Raw genomic sequence first — 18,039 nt, 5'->3', positions numbered from 1 at the left:
GTCACGGTGTTCCGCCGCTTCTGACGGCCAGGTAATCGGCCCAGTGCTCCGGCAGTCGCTCGCCGACCTCCAGCAGACGCGCTCGGGCCTGCCCGTACGTCTGGGTCAGGCCGCGGTGGTTGTGAAGCGCACGCAACGCGTTCAGCGTGACGCCGAGGGCGGTATGGTCGTAAGGATCGGCGGCCAGCAGCAGGCGGCCCAGCCGCGCCGCCTCGGCAGGGTCGCTCGTGAGCAACGCTTCCGCCCGCTCGCCGAGCGCCAAGCAGAGCGCGCTCCTCACCGTGTCGTCCCCGTGGTCCGCGCCTTCACTGGCCAGGTACACTCCGCGCCACAGGCGCGTGTCGCCTGTTCGCAGGAAGTCCTCGGCGTCGCTGCTGACTTGGCCGAGCGCGTAACCGCCGGGCGTGGTCAGGATCAGGTGAGGGCCGCACTCGGCGCGCAGGTGATGCACCATGTCGCGCAGCGCGGCGCTCGCCAACTGCTCGTCGTGGCTGGGGTACAGCAAGTCGAGCAGCCCAAGCCGCGTCACTTCCGAGCGGCCCGCCAGGCGGGCTTCCAGCAAGCAAGCCAGCAACTCGCGGCGCTTGTGCCCCCTCACCAACCTCGGTTGACCCGCAACGCCGCAGCGCAGGGTGCCGAGGGCTTCGAGCCGAAGAGGAGCGGGCAAGCTCTCCTGGGCAGGATGACCGTGGATCGATTCTTTCGAGCGAGGCGCGCCTCGCTCGGGCGTCGGCTTCAAGTCCGGGAACAATCGCCGCGCCAGATCGGCGCCTGCTCCCAGTCCCCGTCGTTCGAACCACGTCAGCCGCTTCCTGGCAGACGCCAAGTCGCCGTGCAAGCGGTCGAGTTGCAGGCCGGTGCGGTGCGCGGCGAGCAGATCGCCCATGTCTCGCGCCAACCGCTCGGCCGCTCGCAGGGCTTCGGCTCCTTCGTCCGGACGACCGAGGGCGATCAGGGCGACCCCACGGGCCGCGTGAGCGGCTCGGCTCATCTGCGGCATGTCCAGCTGGTTGGCGAGCGCGTCCGCTTGATCGGCCAGCGCCAACGCCGACGTGGGCTGACCCGCCCAAGACTCGGCGAGCGCGGCGACCGGCAGGCTCTCGGCCAGCGAGCGCGAATCGTTGAACTCTTGGGCGTGGGACAGGGCGGCCCGAGCGTAACGGGTCGCCAGCACTCGGCCGTGGGGCGGCTGCCACGCTTGATACAGCGCGCTCAGGGCGCACTCGCAGTCCACCAGATAACCGCTCACGTCCAAGCTCTCCAAGAAGGAGCGGGCGTCTTGAAGCAGCGTCTCGGCCTGCTGGTACTCGCCCGCCTCGCTCAGCGCACTGCCGAGCGCGACTTGCGCGATCGCCGAGGCGGTCGGATCGCCGAGGTCCTGACACACCTTCAGCGCTTCTTCCAAGCAGGCGGTCTGCTCGCGGTAGCGCCCCAGCGTACCCAAGGCCATCGCGCGGTTGAACAGCGCGGCGTCGATCAGGCGTAGATTCCCAGTGGGCCGCACCAAATCCAGCACCTCGCGTTCCAGCCGCTCCATCGCCGTGAAGTCGGCTCGAACTTGCGCCACCACTGACAGCACCTTGAGGCCCATGATCCGCGCGCCGGGATCGTCGCCCGGTCGGGCGAGCAGATGCCGAGCGACCGCTTCGGCCTCGGTGGCCCGACCGCAGTAAGCCAGTGAGCGGCCGACTTGACAGGCGGTGCTCGGGTCAGCGTGGGCGAGGACGCCGGGGTGCTCATCGAGCAACTCCAGCAGACGCCCGTTGTTCTGGGCGCGCAGCGTCAGCACGCGCGCCCAGAACGCGTTTCCCTCGCGCTCGCCGGAAGGCAACTGCATCAGCCGCTGCTCGGCCAAGGTGCCACGGCCTTGAGCCGCCAGCAATTCGGACAGCAGCCAGAGGGCCTCGCTGCGCTGCCGAGGTGCCTGCACGGCCTGCTCGGCGAGGCGTGTCGCCTCCGGCACGTCGACCTCTTTGAGTCGGGACGCCGCCGCCAGCGCCCTGCGGGCGGCCACTTCGGGGGTCGCGTAGCGCAAGCTGCGCGCCCAGAGCCGAGCGGCTCCCACCTCGTCGCCTGCCGCGCCGCGCTGGTCCGCCGCCCTCAGCAGCCAGTCCTGCGCGGCCTCCGAGTCCAGCTCCGCCGCCTCCACGAAACGGCTCGCGGCTGGCAAGTCGTGCCCGAACGCCGCCAGGGCCCGCCGAGCCAGTCGGCGGCGGCGTTGGGGCAGCAGCGTCCTGAGCGCCGTCTCGCGGTACAGCGGGTGGGTGAACTCGCCTCCCGAGAAGACGGCTTGCCGCTCCAACTCGCGTTCCGCCTCGGTCAACGCCTCCTGAGTCAAACCCGTCAGTACGACGAGCAAGGCGCGGTCCGCGCCGACCGGGAGCAGCGCCCTGCACGCGATCACCTCGGCGAGTGTCGGCAGGGCGCTGGCGTTCAGCACGGCCTGCTCGATCAGCGCTTCGACCATCACGGGCGTGGGATCGCCCTGAGGAGCGCGCCAGTGCCAGCGGTGACCGTCGTTCCAGAGGTGTCCCTGGCGCGCCAGCAATCGGAAATACTCCAAGGTGAAGAGGGGATTGCCCGCCGCGTGCCCGAACAGCCACGCTCGCGCCTCGGCGGGCAACGCGGAGGCGGCCTCGGCCTCCAACAGCGCGTCGGATTCCGGTCGATCCAGAGGCCAGAGCCTCAACGGTTCCAATTCTTCGGGAGGCGGGACGCGGCTGGTCACCAGCAGCCCCACACCGCGGGCGCGCCTGATCAGCGAGGCCAGCGAGGCCACTCGGCGCTGCCCCCCCGAGTCGGCCTCGTGCAGGTCCTCCAAGTGCAGCACGAAGGGAGAAAGCGCTGCCAAGGCCGCTCCCAAGGTGTCCACCGCGCGGGCATTCTCCAGCTCTTCGCCCGCTTCCAGCCGTTCGAGTACCCGCCTCACCCACGCGGGCAACCGCGCCGGTCGGTGCAGGCTCCGCGCCAATTCTGCCGGTGAGGTGGCCGCGGGCACGCTCAAGCTACGACAGGGCGTGCCGAGCAGCAGATTTCGGGCCGCGTGCGTCTTGCCGATCCCCGGCTCTCCCCACAGGCCCACCGCAAGGCCGCTTCGACGTGCCGTCAGGGCGCGCATCCGCACGGCGAGATCGGCGAGCTGCGGGTTCATGCGAGGACGCGGCGACGAACTTCGGGGGGCGAAGGTGTGGACGGCATGACTTCGTGCCTCCTCTCCTGCTTGGCGGAACCGTGAGCAGGCTGGGCTCCACCAGAGTTCTATTGTGCTCTCTCGCGAGTCGCCCTGTCGCACGCCCAAGGACCACGTGATCTCGCCGAAGCGTGAAGACCGGCTCGTCTCGCCCCTCAAGGTTCTTCTCGCGCTGAACGCCTCGTTCCTGGTTCGCCTGTCGTGACATATCGGGTTGAGTTGGCGTGGACGGACGTGAAGTGCAACGTGCCGGGCAGCTTCGACGAGGTCGTCAGCGGAGTCGAAGGCGAGGTCGACGATGGCGTGGCAGCACGTTCGGCAGGTCGACCTGGCTGCCCGCCTCGCGCACTCGAATCCGTGCCCAATCTATAAAGCGCGCGTGCATTCTCATGTTTTGACGCTGTTTTGACGCTTTCGTTGGCACACTTCAACATGTCTTGTGCTCTTCGACGAGAGTCTGTCGACGCGCGGCACGGGTCGAGAAGTGATGCGAGCACCGTTGGTCTACGTTCGTGCGGCCACCCGCGTCCACATACGATCGGACGCTGGGTGCCTATAAAATCAAGGAGGAGCCTCTCCCGTGCCTGAAGTTGCTTCCAGTCCACCGACCTCGACCCGTGCCGAAGTTCTTCGACTGCATCTTCTCGGGCGGCCACGCTTGATGATGGGTGAGCATGACGTCACGGTCGGGAAAGGCATGCTGCGCTTGCTGGCCATCCTCGCGCTCGACGGGCCTTCGACACGGTCGCGACTCGCCGACCTCATTTGGTTTGGCGACACGAAGCGAACGCTGCAAAGTCTACGAACGGCGCTGTCCGAACTGAGAAAAGCGCTCGGTCCGCACGAGGACGTCTTGCAGATCGAACGCGATCACCTCGCGCTCGACGTTACACGTGTCCACGTGGACGTGCGTCATCCTCCCCGTGAAACGAGCGCGCTCGTGTCGTATTGGCAGGAGTTCATGTCCGGCTACCGTCACGTTGGCACGGAAGCGTGGTTGGAATGGGCGGACGTGACGGAGTCACGCTTGTTCGAAGAGCACTTGCAAGCCTTGCTCGCGCACGCGGCCGCCGCTTCCTTGCCCGAAGCCGAGGTGCTGTTGCGTCAAGCGTTTCATCTCGCACCGCACCATCCGCAGGTGCTCACGCATTGGACGGCGTTTCAAAACGCTCGGCGTGGACCGTCCGACGAGGAACTGCTGCGGGCCATGCAGCGCACCGCGCACGACTTGTGGTTGACGGCGCAAGAACGCCGCGAACGTCAAGACGCCGCGAACAGCGAGGAACAACGCGCGTACCGAACGTCCCTCCTCGATCACTTGGGACGCGCCGTGACCGTGGCGTTCTTACCACGTCGTCCGCTGGACGCCACCGCGTGGAGTCAAGATGTGCTGAGCACCTATCGCCTTCGTGACCATGCGGGCGCTGAAAGCATCGCGCGGCAGATTCTGCAGCGGCACTCCAAAGGATTGACGGCGGCGCTCGCGATGGACGTCCTGGCAAACCTCGCCATCGATCAAGGGCAGTACCACCGCGGACGACACCTCGCCGAGCGCGCCCTCACCCTCGTGGACGAACCGACGAGTGAAGTGGCTTTCACGGCGGCGTACAGCAACGTCATCCTGGGCGTGCACGACCGCGCTGCGAGCATCGCGCGCGGCGCGCTGCGAACTTTGCCCGCGCTCGACTCACCGGCGATGTTGTACGCGATTTTGGCGCGCGTCGGAGACGCCACGCAGCAGTACCGCGCGGCGCGTCACTGGCACGAGTTGGCGTTGCAGGCCGCGCGGCAGCACGACGATCCGTTCGTGCTGCCGCAAGTCATTTCGTTCATGCTGTGGCACTTCAACATCACGGGCGATCCGCAGCGCAGTTTGTCGCTGGCGCGTGACGGCCTCATGTACGGCGCGCCCACCTTCTCGTCGCACCTCGTGAACGCCCTCGGCTTTTCGCATTTGCTGCGGCGCGACTTCGAAACGGCGTTCGAGGCGTTCGCGCCGCAACGTGAAAGCGTGAACGTGACCGGCGCGGCGACGTCGTGGACGTGCAGCGCGCTGGCGTTGCATTGGATGGGCGAGTCGCACGAAGCCGAGCGCGCGCTGCGAATCTCGCAGGAATTGTTGCCGCTCACGGACAACGGCAACGTGAAGTTCGAGTGGGCGGCGGCGGCGTTGACGATCGACCCGTTGCAGTGGGCCGTGAACGCCGAGGAGAACGTGCGCGGCGTGGTATCGAGCGACCCGACCGTTCCTCAGTGGTACGAGCGCCTCAAGGCGACGCGCTTGCCTTGAGGCGCGGGGCGAGCGTACGCTCGCCCACGAGGTGTTACGGCCCCGGGAAGACGTCATTGGGCGTGTTGCCGCTCACCGTGCCGCCCGTACGATTGAAGCGGCTGCCGTTGCCGAAGAAGAGACCGCCGCCGTTCGTGGCCGCCGTATTGCCCGTGATCGACCCGCCCGAAAGTGCGAGCCGTGCGTTCGTGAGAAAGCACATGCCGCCGCCCGTCTCTTGCGATCCATTGCCGGAAATGGTGCCGCCTGTCATCGTGATGTTCACCGCGCCTGTTTGCGCGGCGTTCGCGTGTGCGCCCGCTCCGCAAAAGCGGCTGGTGTTGTTCTTGATCGCGAGGGTGTCGCTCAACGTGATGTTGATCGTGCGTCCATCGCTCGCGTACGCGATGAAGCCGCCGCCCACATCGGACGCGGCGTTGTTCTCGATCGTGCCGCCCGACAGGCGCACGACACCCGTCGTTCCCAAGCTGATCCCAGCGCCATTTCGCGTGGTCGTGTTGCCCCGAATCGTGCCGCCCGTCATCGTGAACGGCGCCGCGCCGAACACGTCGAGGCCCCCGCCGAAGTCCGAGGCGTTGCTTTCGATCGTGCCGCCCGCCAAGGTGAAGGTCGAGTTGTTGACTTGGAAGCCGCCCGCGGCGCCCGTCTCACCGCTCGGCGCGACCGTGCGATTTCCGCTCACGACGGCCGTACCGCTCATGGTGGCCGTCGCGTCGATCAAGCGCACGCCACCGCCGAAACGCGCCGTGTTACCGGAAATCGTGCCTCCCGAGAACGAGAAGCTCGCGATGTTCTGAGCTTGTGACGCCCCCGTGATGTCGACGCCGCCCGCGTCTCGCGCGGTGTTGTTCGAGATCGTTCCACCGGTCAAGTCGAGGTTGAAGGCGTTCACGCCGCCGCCGTTCACGGTCGCGGTGTTGCCCGTGATCGCGCCCCCGGTGATCTTCACCTGCGCCGCCGTGGACGTTTGGAAGGGACCGTCTCCCACGACGCCGCCGCCTCGCCGCGCGGTGTTGTTCGAGATCGTGCCGCCGCTCATCGTGAAGGTTGTGCCCGCGTAAGTGCGCACGCCGCCCGCTCCTTCGTTGCCTTGCGCCGCGCCAACCGTGTTGCCCGTGATCGTGCCGTTTTGCAACGCGAAGGTGCCTGCGTTCGCGACGCCGCCGCCCGTGACGCTCGCGGTGTTGTTCTCGATGCGACCGCCCGTCATCGTGAAGGTGCCGTCGGATTGCACGCCCGCACCACGCTCGGCCGTGTGACCGCGAATCGTTCCACCCGACAGCGTGAACGTGCTCGGGCTGAACACGCGCACACCCCCGCCGTTGATGGCACCCGTGTTGTTCTCGATCGTGCCGCCCGACATCGTGACGTTCGCTTGGAAGATCGCGATGCCGGCTCCGTTCGGCGTGAGCAACGAGAGGGTGCCGTTCGCAGGTCGTCCGGTGACGACGTTGCCACGAATCGTTCCCCCTGAAATCGTGCGTACGCCCGCGCGCGCCTCGGCGTCGACGAAAAAGATGCCACCGGCGGCGGCGGCCGTGTTGTTCTCGATGACGCCGCCGCGAATCTCGGCGGACGCACCCTCGACGGCGAGACCGCCACCACGTCCTTGCGCGGCCGAGTTGCCGCGCACCGTGCCGTTCTCCATCACCAAGACGCCGCCCGACGCGACGCCGCCGCCGAACGGATCGCGAGGTGCGCGCGTGCCCGTCGAAGGCAAGGGGTCGATGGCGTTGTTCTCGATCGTGCCGCCCCGCAACGTGAACGACGGAGGGGGATTGGGTCCGTAATTCGCGACGCCCGCGCCGAACTGCGTGGAACGGTTACCGCGAATGGTTCCGCCTTCCATCACGAAAGTGCCTTCGTTGAACACGCCGCCACCGCCGCAACCACGCGCCGTGTCGTCGTTGGGTCGCGTGCATCGGTTGTTTTCGATGACGCCGCCGGACAAGGTGAACGTTCCCTCGTTGATGACCGCACCCGTGGCGAAGCTTTCATTCCCGGAAATTTCGCCGCCCGTCATGGTGAACGTACCTTCGTTGAAGATCGCGCCTCCGTCGCCGTCGCCGAGGTCCGAGCCGCTGCCGAGGTTGCTGGCGGTGTTGTTCTTGATCGTGCCGCCGCGGAGCGTCAAGGTGGCGCCCGCTTTGTTGTAAATGGCGCCGCCGCCATTGGCGCGTCCTCCCGTGAGGGTCGTGCCGCTTTCGATGGTGAGGGTGCCCGCGTTGACGATCAACCCGCCGAGTCTGTAAGGCGGAGTCTGCAACGGCGTGGCGCTTCCACCGCCGTCGAGGGTGAGGCCGCGCAAGGTGACGACCGCGCCTTCACGCACGTCGAGCACGGGGCCGTTCGTGTGGCGAAGCGTGACGTTCGCGCCTTCTTGCACCTCGATCGTGACGTCCTTCGTCACGACGACCGAGGTTTGAAGGTCTACCGTGCCGCTGGACGTGAAGCGCAGCACGTCGCCGTCCTTGGCATTCGCGATCGTGTCTCGCAAGCTTCCCGCGCCAGCGTCGTTGCTGCTCGTGACGCCCGTGAACGTGGGTGGGGGCGGCGTGGTCACGCCCGGTCCGCAAGCAGCCAGCGCGAGCGTGACGAGCGACAAGCCGACGGCACGACGAAGATCCCTGAAGGTGTTGCGTGTAAGCACGTGCAGTTCTCCTTTGATCGACGAGACGCCGCAGTATGCGAGAAGGGCCGTCAAGCCGATGTCAAAAGATGAGAGAAGCGCCACCAAACGTAAGCCGGCGTGCCCCCTGACGTGCTCGCCGAGGCGAAGCGCGACGTTCATCCGCGATGTCGGCCATGGTGAATTGCCGTCAACACGCGAAGCGCGGCACGAACGAAGCCGAGCTCCGCTCGTGGTCCTCCCCACCCGAGGTGAACCGGACGCCGCTCGCTCAAGTCGGTGGAGCAAACGCGTAGGACGAGATTTTCGGCTTCCCAAGGTCATGCTTCCATGACTCGACGATGCCGACGCGAAGGTTGCCTTCTTCCACTCGACCTTATCGAGTGGAAGAAGGCAACCTCAATGCTTCACGTGTTGTGGACGCTCGCGAGCGTTCCATCGGAGGTCTTCAGTTGCCAATCCAAGTGAGGGGCAAGAAGCGCGTGCCGTTGTACGCGTTCGCGAGACGTTCGGGCAGCTCGCCGCGCACGCGTGAACGCCACGCGACGCTCGCCTTGGGCGCCGCGAGGTAAATGAACGGCTGCTGACTCGACTCGAGGTCCTGAAGTTGGTATCCGATTTGTCGGCGCCGCACGGAGTTGAGTTCAGCGTCTCCCTCCAGGTACAAGCGTTCAGCTTCACGTTCCCAATCGAACAAGCACGCACCCGAGCGATTGAAGGCGTGCAGGTTGCCGGTGCACGGCGTCACGTTGACTCCCCCGACCGGCCAGGTATCGTTCCCACCCGAAAGGCCGAGCAGAATCGCGTCGAAGGGTCGGTCGTCGCCCGTCGAGGTCAAGTGCTGCCCGAGGATGTTGAAGTCGATGATCTTCTGGTTGACCTTCACTCCCGCCAAGCGCGCGCCCTCGGCGAAAATGCGAACGAGCGCTTCACGCTGGCCAGGGTTCGTCTCAAGATCGAATTCGAGGACGCGCCCTTGCGCGTTCGTCAAGAAGCCTTCGGCGTTCATCCGGTCGTAGCCGAGCGTGGCGAGCAGACGCTTGGCTTCGTCGACGTTGAAGTCGTACTTCGAGGCCGTCGGTGAAATCCACTCGTCGAAGATGGGGTAGACGGACGTGTACACGGGTTCGGCCGCACCACCGAACACCTCCTGGATGATTCGTGCTCGGTTCACGAGGTGGCTCATCGCTCGACGGAAGTTCACGTCTCGGAAGAGGCGCTGCTTTTCAGGGTCGGACGCGCGGTTCATGTTGAACGTGATCCACGTGCTCGCCGCTTGCGCGCTGTAATTCTCTTTGAGGACGATCCCCGCTTGACCGCGCACCGCGTCGAGCTGTGAAGAGCCGAGGCCGATGAGGTCGATACGATCGGCCAGGAAGTCGTCGAGCGGTGAAGTCGCGCTTTTGGAAACGGTGACGCCATCGAGGTACGGAAGCGGGTTGTTCGCGGAATCCACGTTCCACTCGCCGAAGAAGTCGTTCCGAACGAAGGTGGCGCCCGCCCCTCCCGCGCTGATGGTCGCGAGCTTGAACGGTCCGGGTGAAACGACCGTGGCGGGATCCACGGTGAGAGGCCACAAGGCTTTCACGGCGTTCGCGCCGCCCGAACGGTAAGCGGACCCGAAGATTTTGTCGGGCCACGGAGTGAACGACAGGCGCGAAGGCGTGGACGCCGACCGCGTGGCGAAGACGACGCGCAAGGTGTCCGAGCCGGTCTTCGAAATCGTCACGCCCGTGAAGGTCAAGCGGGCGCTCGAGCCGACCGCTTCGTCCTGATGAATTCGAACCGTCGAGACGAAGTCGTCGGGAGTGATCGGAGAGCCGTCCGAGAACTTCAAGTCGGGCCGCAATTTGAAATCCCACGTGAGGCCGTCGCTCGACACCGTGTAACTCTGCGCCATGTACGGCACGAAGTCGCCCGTGCGTGGATCTTGAACGAGAAGCCCGGCGCTGCCGAGTTGGGAAGGAATGGAAAGAGCGTCCGCCGCCGTGAAAGGATTGGCGGTCAGGTAATTGGAGGTGATGCTTTGGCGAAGCGTGCCACCTCGACGCGCTTCGCCGGGGCTGCTGACCGTCCAGTCGCTCGGCCACACGAAATCACGCTCGGTCAAGGCAGGATCGGGGTTGATTTGATCGGGCGTGTTGTTCGCGACGGTGCCGCCCGTGCGCGTGAACGTCCCGGCGCCACGGTTGAAGATGCCGCCGCCCGCCACGGTCGCCGTGTTGTTCGACATCGTTCCGCTTTGCAACCGCACGGCGCCGTCGTTGAGGATACCGCCACCCTGCCCGAGATTCGCCGGGTCGGCGGAGTTCGAAAGCAACTCGGCCGCGTTGTTGCTGATCGTGACGTTGACGAGTTCCAGCGTGGCGTTGGCTTTGTTCCAGATGCCGCCGCCGCCCGTCGCCCGTCCGTTCGTGACGGTGACCGTGTCGAGGGTGAGGTTGCCTTCGTTCGAGATGACGCCGCCCAAGCGAGGCGCGACGACTTGCTGCGCGGCGAGCGGCGCGGCGTTCGCGCCGCTCAGGATGAGGCGACGAACGCGCGCCGTGGTGTTCGCGTTCACACTCAATACTTGTCCGGCCGCGCGCAACACGACGTTCACGCCTTCGTCGGCTTCGATCGTCACGTTCTTGTCGAGCACGAGTGGCGCCGCCAGGGTCACGGTGCCGCTTGTCGTGAAGCGAAGCGTGTCCCCGCTCTTGGCGGTCGTGAGGAGCGTGCGAAGGCTTCCCGCGCCCGAGTCGTTCGTGCTCGTGACGGCAGTAAAGGTGGGGGGAGGCGGGGTGGAACCGCTGGGGCTGCACGCGACGAGACCCAACGTGACGAGGCCAAGACTGGAGGCAAGACGGAGAGAACCTTGACGCGGGTGTAAGACCATGAACAACACTCCTTTGGTTGATGAGACGCCGCAGTATTCACGAGCGAGCGTCAAGGGCCCGTCAAAAGATGAGAGGTTGTACATTCAAGCGCGGCAACCGAGGCGCCCAGCCGGGCCTGGTGTCCTTGCTCGGCCTGCCGGAGATGATGGAGTTGTTGCAGGCGTCTGCTTCGCTGAGACGCCCGCAACAACCGCTGCTGAGACACTCGCGCGAGCGGTCGTCGAGCTTGTTCGTGCGTGACACCGTCAAGTCCGTCGCGCGGTCGATCCACACGTACTCTAAGCCGTCACGCGTCAGCACGCTTCGAGCGTCTCGCCGCACGATCCACGCACGCTGATAAGCGCGTCACGTGCCGCGAGCGCTCACCGTCAACGCTGTAACGAGCTTTCGGTAGACCGCGTTGAGGTTCTTGTCAGCTTGCACGGCCAACTTCTGGGAGCAGTACACCGCGTCGAAATCCGACAAGTCACCGTCGCAGTCGTTTTGCGCGTCCGCCATGGAGGCGATCAAAGCGGCGGCGATGACGGTGGCAAAGCTGGGGTTCATAAGTCCTTCGCCGTCACGTTACACCCCCGCCCTACCGTTCGAACGAGCAGATGAGGCGAGGTGGCTTCGATGCGTTCGCGTGTCCAATCGCTCCCGCGCTCAAGGGACGTCAAAGGGCATGAAAGGCTATCAGGGTGACGGTGCAAGAAGGAGCTTCGAGACCCCGCTGGAGCTTGGGAGAAGCGGTCCTGCTCGTCGAGCACTTCACAGGGACGCCACAAAGAAGGCTGCAAGCGAATGTTGCCGCCCCTGGAAGCGCACACTGATTCATGCGACTGCAACCCAGACCACATCCGGCTTTCTGGGATGACCTTTCCATCACCGAGAAACTCATGCACGAGAAGCTCGTACGTGCCGGATTCCGCGTGCACCTCCAAGTGTACGGTCGGCACATCGAAGGCGTGAACGTCCGGGTACTGATCAAGCGAGGCTGGTTTCCCGTCGCGTCCAGCACGGCATCCACCGTGTCCAAAGCGTTCTACGACGCCTTTCAGATCGCCATGCCCTCCTCCACTCCCCAGAATCGTTCGACGGACTGAAACGTGGGCTCAGAGACGCGAGGACAGACAATGACGTCAAGCCGGATGGACAACTTGATCGAGCGGAGCCACACGTCTTCCTGGCTTGGAGAAGGATCGAGTCCTTGGGGATTGCCAGCGTACCTGACGATGAGAATGAAGGTTGGCGTCGTCCATGGAGGGCTATTCTCCACGAACCAATCAACTCCTCGCTACCTGATCGTGATCTCCCCTCAAGGAACGCGATGGTTAATCCCGTTTCCTTTGGCTCGCGTCGAGCGTCAATCCGTTCATTTCGATGCCCTTCACGAGGACGACCTCGAGGAGATGACGCCGCCCGTCGGCATGTGATCCTCGGAGACATCGAGGCTTTTTATAATCGCAAACGGCGGCATGCCGCCTTCGGCCCCATGGAGGTCGAGAACCGGAGACTCGCCGAGGAACGCCGTATCGCTTCACCTCAATTACGTGGCGGTAGTGAGGCTCCAAAATGGCATCGATTCACCGTCTCGGAACGGTATGTTGCTGCTGTGCGAAGCCGAGGAGCTGCGTCCAGTACAAGGTGCTGTCCTCACTGGGCGGCCCCTCTTCGAGCACCATGCGCTCCAAGTCGGGGATGCTCTGCACGCTCCGCAGCATCGCCCAGCGCACGTTCGTCGCCCACATCGCCGCTTGCAGCACCGCGCACCCCACCTCGCCGTCCGCCTCTGCCAGCAGTCGTCGGATGCCCCTGGGGTTGAGGAGGGGCGGATCCGTGAGTCGGCGTTCCAGCACGTCGAGGTCGTCGAACACCATCGGAGCGAGGCTCTCCGTCCAGTACCACACCCACAGCCGAGACGGCATGTTGAGCGCTCGCGTGGCCTTGCCGCCCTCGATCAGGAAGGTCGCCTCGTCCTCCGTGTCACGCACGGACGCCCACTCCAAGGCCAGCGGGGCAGCGAGCTGGTACGCTTGCGCCGCGGTGTGCTTGATCGGCGCTCCCTTGGCACGTTGCCGGGCAATGCGGTCCCAGCGCAGCAACCAAGGCGTGCCCGGAGCTTGCGGCTCCGGGCTGTCTTGACGCGGTGGGGCTTCTGCGAGCATCAGGACTTCACGCGACCGTTGTACCACAACGGCAGTCTTACAGCTTGTATCCACTTGCAGACGTCGCCTTCATCCTTCGGCGTCGAGCGGCGTTCCAAGGAGCCAGCGGGAAGCTGGAGCGGCTCCCCCACCGTTCGCTCTCATAGCACAAGGCGGCGAGGTCAACGTTGACGGCATTCCCCTGGACTCCAGAAGGGGCCGACCACGCCCGATTCGTGCGCGAAGGGCGACGCTTGGCCCGCTGCCCGACTTCGAGTTCGTGCAGCCCTTGTACGACTGCCGCTCGAGGTGCGATTCGTACCGCGACGCCTTCTCAAGAGCTGCATCACTTGGAATGCTTGCTGCTCGCACGCTCCGCGTTATCAACGATTCGTCGCGTTCCACAAACGCCATGACGATCAAGGCAGCCCAAGTCATTCAGATGGAGCACCCGACCGAGGGTGCTCCAAACCGTTCACCTCTGTGCTTACGGGTTGCTGTAGCGCGCTTGAACCGCGTCGAAGACCCTGGTCCCCAGCGTCCGCGCCTGTACGTACGCCGCCACCGCCGCTCGCTCACACGCCAGCCGACCCGCCGGTGACGTGCTTTCATCCAAGCACTGAACGTACATGTCCAGCAAGAAGCGCATGTCCAGCACCTTGCGGACAGCTTCGGTGTGCGTTCGGTGGTACTGTGCGACATTGCGGTAGCCAAAGTTCTGGTGGCGGCAGGCGTTGGCGCCAAACGTCTTCTGGTACGCCGCCGCGACCGGGAAGGCGCAGCCGTTGCTGGTCAAGTCCGCTCCGGCGTCTTTTTTGTAGTCGCTGTTGATCCACGCGTCGGACGAAAGCATGGCCGAGTAGTACAGGGTGTAATCGGCGCTGGGCCAGACCGGGCCGGGCAACGGCCCCACGAGCATGGTCTTGAGGAACTGATCGATGCTGGCACCTGCGACGGTCGTCAAGTCATCGATTTGGTTGAGGCTCAGGCGCTGAAGTTGAGCGGGCGTCATGCGTTCGATGGTGGACAAGTTCAACGCCCCGACGGGAGCGCCCGCTCCACCAGCGACGGCCGCGGGCGTGATGGCAATGCTGCAGCAGACAAAAAGCGGCCACATCCTCATAACAATCTCCATTCGTGGTACTGAAAGGTGTCAAGTGCGCGGACAGATAGAGTCTGTCGCCCCTATAAATTCACTTTTCGACAAATGGCTTGTTGCTTATGCCAACGAACACAGGACGAAGGCGGCAAGACAAGCGTACATTGAATTAGAACCCTTCATCGGTTCGTCTTACGTTTGCCGATTCGACCGAGTCGTGGGCAAATCGTTTTGTTCGCGCCAGTCCATCACGAACTCATCGAACTCGGACATGACAAATTCCATGAGTGTTTCCTCGTCCTCCGTGACACCGAAACTTCCTCGCTGATACACTTTGAGAGCGTCGGCGAATCCCGCGAGGTTGCGGTTGAAAAGCTCGATCTCGGTCGAGAAAGCCGACTTGATTTGATAGTCGACGTCCACGATGAGGTGAACAGCATCTCGACGGGTTTGGCAGGCTCCTTCCACGGACGACACAGTGCCAACACGTAGTTGTCGGCGCATCTCCACAAGGAGCGCGTGCTGCAATTCCGTGTTGTCTTGCGCTTGCACACTGGCTTCGTCGGTACATACGCGTACTCCTTTGAGGTTGCGCATGCCGAAGTCCGTGGCTTCGACGCTCCCCGACAAAGCGGCGGCGGTTACGGGAATGAGCAGGAAGCGCGCGCGCAATTGGTTCATGAGTTCCTCCTTCGAATCGGTCTCGCTCCTGCTTGCACAGCAGCAAAGAAGGGTTTCTTCCGAACGAGCCGCACTGGAACCCAAACGGGAGGCGTCTTGGTCACCGAGCCTCCCGGCGCTCATGTTCACTCCTTCCGGACAGGCACGCCCCCGTCCCCCTGCTTCGCTGCGCACAGAGGAAGCAGGATGGACCTCCATCCTGCCGACGAAGGCCCCGCGCCTCGAGTGAGCGTCGCCGCCGAGCTGACTCCTCACGGTAGGAGGAAGATGGAGCGAGGCGCATCCCCAGGATTGGGACCCTGACAGAATTAGGTAGTCGCCGCGCGCCGTTTGCCGTCGAAGGTCGAGCGTTCGCCCGCGCTTCCAAGCTCGGGTGGTTGGCGGCGGTCACGAAGCGTACGGTGTGTGGGTGGGGTCGCTTCGTGGGTCCGCTCAACCTGGCCCCACAGGTTCGACGCCGAATTGGACGACGTCCTTCTTCCTTCGGTCCGGCCGAGCGTCTTGCACCTTCCCAGCGGGTGGATCAAGTTATGGAAGGCGAAACGCCATGCGTCATGGCCCAGCGGGCGAGTTCCGTGCGATTCTTCAACTCGAGCTTTCCGAGGACGTTTCCCACGTGCTTACTGACGGTGCCACCACGAATCCCGAGTTTGGACGCCACTTGCTTGTCCGAAAATCCAGCGGCGACGAGGGCGACCACGTCTCGCTCGCGGGAAGTCAGGACGTCCGGCATCCCTTGGTCTTCCGGCTTCGCTCTCATCGCCACGGGAGCGGCGAACCACGCGTCCACCTGCGACTGGATCTTTGCCAAACTGATCTTCTCGCCCGCTCGCCACGCTTTCTCGAAGGCCGCTTGGCCGAGGATGGAGCGCAACGCCTGCTGCTCTTCTTCCAACTCCTTCTGACGGGACGGCAGCATGGCTCGCTGCATTTGCAACCGGACGTGCTCTTGCGCGCTGAGCAATCGAGTCGCGAAGTCCGCCTGCCCGGACTGCCGAACGAGGTACGCCACGATTCCCAGCGCCCTCCACAGGAAGGCTCGATCCTCGATCGCCGCTCCCAATTGCCACGACCGCTTCATCTCGTGAAGGCAGGCATCCACGTTTCCCGTCCGCTTGAACACGACGGCTCGAAACACCGCGTGAAATGCCAAATTGGTCACGTCTCCGAGTCGCTCCAATTCCGGAAGCGCCTGATCGAAGTACGCCAGCGCGCGATCGTACTTCCCGGCATCGATGAAGCCCGTTCCGAGATTGCACAGCACCATCGCCACCTGGGCCTGGTCTCCGAGAACCTCGTACCGATTCAACAAGTCCAGGCGCAGATCACGGGCCGCGTCGCCTTTTCCGCTGCCGTCATACAGCCATGCCAAGGAGCACATGACGTTCGCTTCACCGAGCGCGTTCCCGTATTCGCGGTGAAGCTCGATACTTTCATGACAGTACCGTTCGCCCGAGTCGTACGAGTCTCCGAGTTGCACGGTATGATCCGCGGCAAAGCCCAATAATTCCGCTCGGTGAGTCGTCCGGGGCCTCCCGCTCGGAGTCGCGAGGACACGCTCGATCCAGGCGATGGCCGTTCGGTTCAAGCCGCGCCCGAGCCAGTAGGGGCGCAAGGCTTTGCAAAGTCGCGTCGCGTCCTCGGCGCGGTCCTCCTGGATGAACCACTGCAAGCTTCCTTCGAAGTTGGCGTGCTCGGCCTTGAAACGCTCCATCCACTCGGCTTTGAGCGTCTGCGTCCAACTCTCGGCTTGTTCGGAGAGCGTCAAGTAGTAGTTCGCGTGCCTCTCGCGGACGTTCCGCACGTCCGGCGACTCGTCGAGGCGTTCGTGAGCGAACTCGCGGATGGGCTCGAGCATCGACCAGCGACCTCCAAGGCTCGTCGTCGATCTCAGCAGGCTGTGCTCCACGAGTTGAATCAGGAAGTTCCGGACGTCCGGGCGGCCTGTCACGGCTTCCAACGCCGCCTTCGTGAATCCCCCGACGAACACCCCGCAGACCGCGAACATCTCCTGTTCGTTGGGCGTCAAGAGGTCGTAGCTCCACCCCACGGTGTCCCGCAGCGAGCGGGAGCGCCTCGGAGCGTCCGTCGGACCGTCGGCGAGTACCTCCAGGGGGGTGCCGAGCCACTCCACGAGTTCCTCGAGCGGAACGGCGCGCAGTCTCGCCGCGGCGAGTTCCAGCGCGAGGGGCATGCCGTCGAGCAGCACGCACACCCGTTCCACCAACGCACGGTTCTTGTCGTCGAGTTCGAACGTCGGATCGACCGTCTTGGCCAGGCGCACGAACAACTGCACCGCCTCACTTTGCTCCGTGTCGTCCTGAGGCAGCGAGAGGGGCGCGAGCGGCAAGTCGTGCTCGCTTCGAAGGTGCAGCACTCGGCGGCTGGTCGTGACGATCTTCAAGTGCGGCGCGTGCGCGAGCAGGGTCGTGAGGTCCTGCACGTGCGGCAGGAGGTGTTCGAGGTTGTCGAGGACGAGCAGGACGCGCCGCTCGCCGATCGTCTCGATGAGGCCTTCCAGGACCGGGCGGTGTGGAGGCGCGTGAAGCGCGCTGGAGATGGCCGGGAGGATCAAGGTGGGTTCGCGCAGGGGAGCCAACTCGACGAACACGACGAGGTCGAAGGTCGAGACGAGTCGCTGCGTCAGTTCTTGCGCGAGGCGGGTCTTGCCGATGCCGCCGGGTCCGCGAAGGTTGACGAGGTGAACGTCATCTCGCAGCAGCAGGGCGTGCGCGAGGGCGAGTTCGCGGTCTCTCCCGATGATCGGAGGCAGGAAGGGGAAGGGGAGGTGGACATGGGCGCCCGGAACCTCGTGGCTGTCCATGCTCCAGTGTACAAACGCCGAGAGGGTGAACGCGCCCGCCGTCAACTTTTCGATCGCCGTCCAAGGGGCGTGTAAGAAGGCGTTTTGTCGATGCCGAGGGCGTGAAGTTCCGTTTCGATGACCTGACGACTGGGCACGACCGGGGGCCTGTACCCGACGACCATGGCGTCGATTCCTTCGTTCCCATGGAAGCCGAATCTTTCTTCCGATAGCTTTTCGCCCGACTGGAACGCCCCGACGTTCCAGCGGGGCTCCGCATCCAACTCTCTCAGCACTTCCCTTCCCTCGTGGGATCACCACGGTGAATCCAAGGAATCGCGG

11 protein-coding genes are annotated in these 18,039 nt (G+C 64.6%); 2 read left to right on the top strand and 9 right to left on the bottom strand.

Translation table 11 applies throughout. The features are described from left to right. Position 1: 1 nt before the first annotated feature. Entirely contained in the window at positions 2 to 3,151 is a 3,150-nt protein-coding gene (locus tag DES52_RS10715) for an AAA family ATPase (protein WP_110886809.1), read from the bottom strand. A 619-nt stretch (positions 3,152 to 3,770) separates the two neighbouring features. On the opposite strand from DES52_RS10715, the gene DES52_RS10710 reads away from it, so the two are divergent. Continuing rightward, a complete protein-coding gene (locus tag DES52_RS10710) occupies positions 3,771 to 5,480 on the top strand; it encodes an AfsR/SARP family transcriptional regulator (protein ID WP_146237261.1) in 1,710 nt (569 codons plus the stop codon). 34 nt (positions 5,481 to 5,514) lie between these two features. On the opposite strand, the gene DES52_RS10705 is transcribed toward DES52_RS10710, so the two are convergent. The 4 genes from DES52_RS10705 to DES52_RS10690 form a co-directional block, all read right to left on the bottom strand. Then, positions 5,515 to 8,130 (bottom strand): beta strand repeat-containing protein, encoded by a 2,616-nt coding sequence (locus DES52_RS10705; protein WP_146237260.1) that lies wholly within the window; start codon positions 8,128 to 8,130, stop codon positions 5,515 to 5,517. 427 nt (positions 8,131 to 8,557) lie between these two features. After that, complete coding sequence (locus DES52_RS10700; RefSeq protein ID WP_170131007.1) at positions 8,558 to 10,987, bottom strand: ABC transporter substrate-binding protein; 2,430 nt, start codon at positions 10,985 to 10,987, stop codon at positions 8,558 to 8,560. 61 nt (positions 10,988 to 11,048) lie between these two features. Next, positions 11,049 to 11,288: a hypothetical protein gene (locus DES52_RS22555; RefSeq protein ID WP_146237259.1), complete on the bottom strand. Its 240-nt coding sequence runs from the start codon at positions 11,286 to 11,288 to the stop codon at positions 11,049 to 11,051. 45 nt (positions 11,289 to 11,333) lie between these two features. After that, positions 11,334 to 11,534: a lysozyme inhibitor LprI family protein gene (locus DES52_RS10690; protein ID WP_110886804.1), complete on the bottom strand. Its 201-nt coding sequence runs from the start codon at positions 11,532 to 11,534 to the stop codon at positions 11,334 to 11,336. A 269-nt stretch (positions 11,535 to 11,803) separates the two neighbouring features. Between DES52_RS10690 and DES52_RS10685 the strand changes: the two genes are divergently transcribed. Further along, the gene (locus tag DES52_RS10685; protein WP_146237258.1) at positions 11,804 to 12,073 is read left to right on the top strand and encodes a hypothetical protein; all 270 of its coding nucleotides are present in this window, start codon (positions 11,804 to 11,806) and stop codon (positions 12,071 to 12,073) included. Between the two features lie 480 nt (positions 12,074 to 12,553). On the opposite strand, the gene DES52_RS10680 is transcribed toward DES52_RS10685, so the two are convergent. The 4 genes from DES52_RS10680 to DES52_RS10665 form a co-directional block, all read right to left on the bottom strand. Next, on the bottom strand, positions 12,554 to 13,135 hold the full coding sequence (locus tag DES52_RS10680; RefSeq protein WP_110886802.1) for a hypothetical protein: 582 nt from the start codon (positions 13,133 to 13,135) through the stop codon (positions 12,554 to 12,556). Between the two features lie 466 nt (positions 13,136 to 13,601). Beyond that, positions 13,602 to 14,237: a phospholipase A2 gene (locus DES52_RS10675; RefSeq protein WP_170131006.1), complete on the bottom strand. Its 636-nt coding sequence runs from the start codon at positions 14,235 to 14,237 to the stop codon at positions 13,602 to 13,604. Positions 14,238 to 14,405: 168 nt separating this feature from the next. Beyond that, positions 14,406 to 15,017 carry a hypothetical protein gene (locus DES52_RS10670; RefSeq protein ID WP_146237257.1) on the bottom strand — a complete coding sequence of 204 codons (612 nt, stop codon included), beginning with the start codon at positions 15,015 to 15,017 and terminating at the stop codon, positions 14,406 to 14,408. 400 nt (positions 15,018 to 15,417) lie between these two features. Next, complete coding sequence (locus DES52_RS10665; RefSeq protein ID WP_110886845.1) at positions 15,418 to 17,718, bottom strand: LuxR C-terminal-related transcriptional regulator; 2,301 nt, start codon at positions 17,716 to 17,718, stop codon at positions 15,418 to 15,420. Positions 17,719 to 18,039: the final 321 nt, after the last annotated feature.

The organism is Deinococcus yavapaiensis KR-236 (assembly GCF_003217515.1).
Taxonomy (GTDB): domain Bacteria; phylum Deinococcota; class Deinococci; order Deinococcales; family Deinococcaceae; genus Deinococcus_A; species Deinococcus_A yavapaiensis.
Note: the sequence above shows the minus strand (reverse complement) of the source record. Positions and strands in the feature narration are given on the sequence as shown.

Excerpts from the sequence above, each read along its gene's own strand:
- DES52_RS10680 (WP_110886802.1), bottom strand. The coding sequence starts at position 13,135 with ATGCTCGCAGAAGCCCCACCGCGTCAAGACAGCCCGGAGCCGCAAGCT.
- DES52_RS10675 (WP_170131006.1), bottom strand. The coding sequence starts at position 14,237 with ATGAGGATGTGGCCGCTTTTTGTCTGCTGCAGCATTGCCATCACGCCC.
- DES52_RS10715 (WP_110886809.1), bottom strand. The coding sequence starts at position 3,151 with ATGAACCCGCAGCTCGCCGATCTCGCCGTGCGGATGCGCGCCCTGACG.
- DES52_RS10690 (WP_110886804.1), bottom strand. The coding sequence starts at position 11,534 with ATGAACCCCAGCTTTGCCACCGTCATCGCCGCCGCTTTGATCGCCTCC.
- DES52_RS10685 (WP_146237258.1), top strand. The coding sequence starts at position 11,804 with ATGCGACTGCAACCCAGACCACATCCGGCTTTCTGGGATGACCTTTCC.
- DES52_RS10700 (WP_170131007.1), bottom strand. The coding sequence starts at position 10,987 with ATGGTCTTACACCCGCGTCAAGGTTCTCTCCGTCTTGCCTCCAGTCTT.
- DES52_RS10665 (WP_110886845.1), bottom strand. The coding sequence starts at position 17,718 with ATGGACAGCCACGAGGTTCCGGGCGCCCATGTCCACCTCCCCTTCCCC.
- DES52_RS10670 (WP_146237257.1), bottom strand. The coding sequence starts at position 15,017 with ATGAGCGCCGGGAGGCTCGGTGACCAAGACGCCTCCCGTTTGGGTTCC.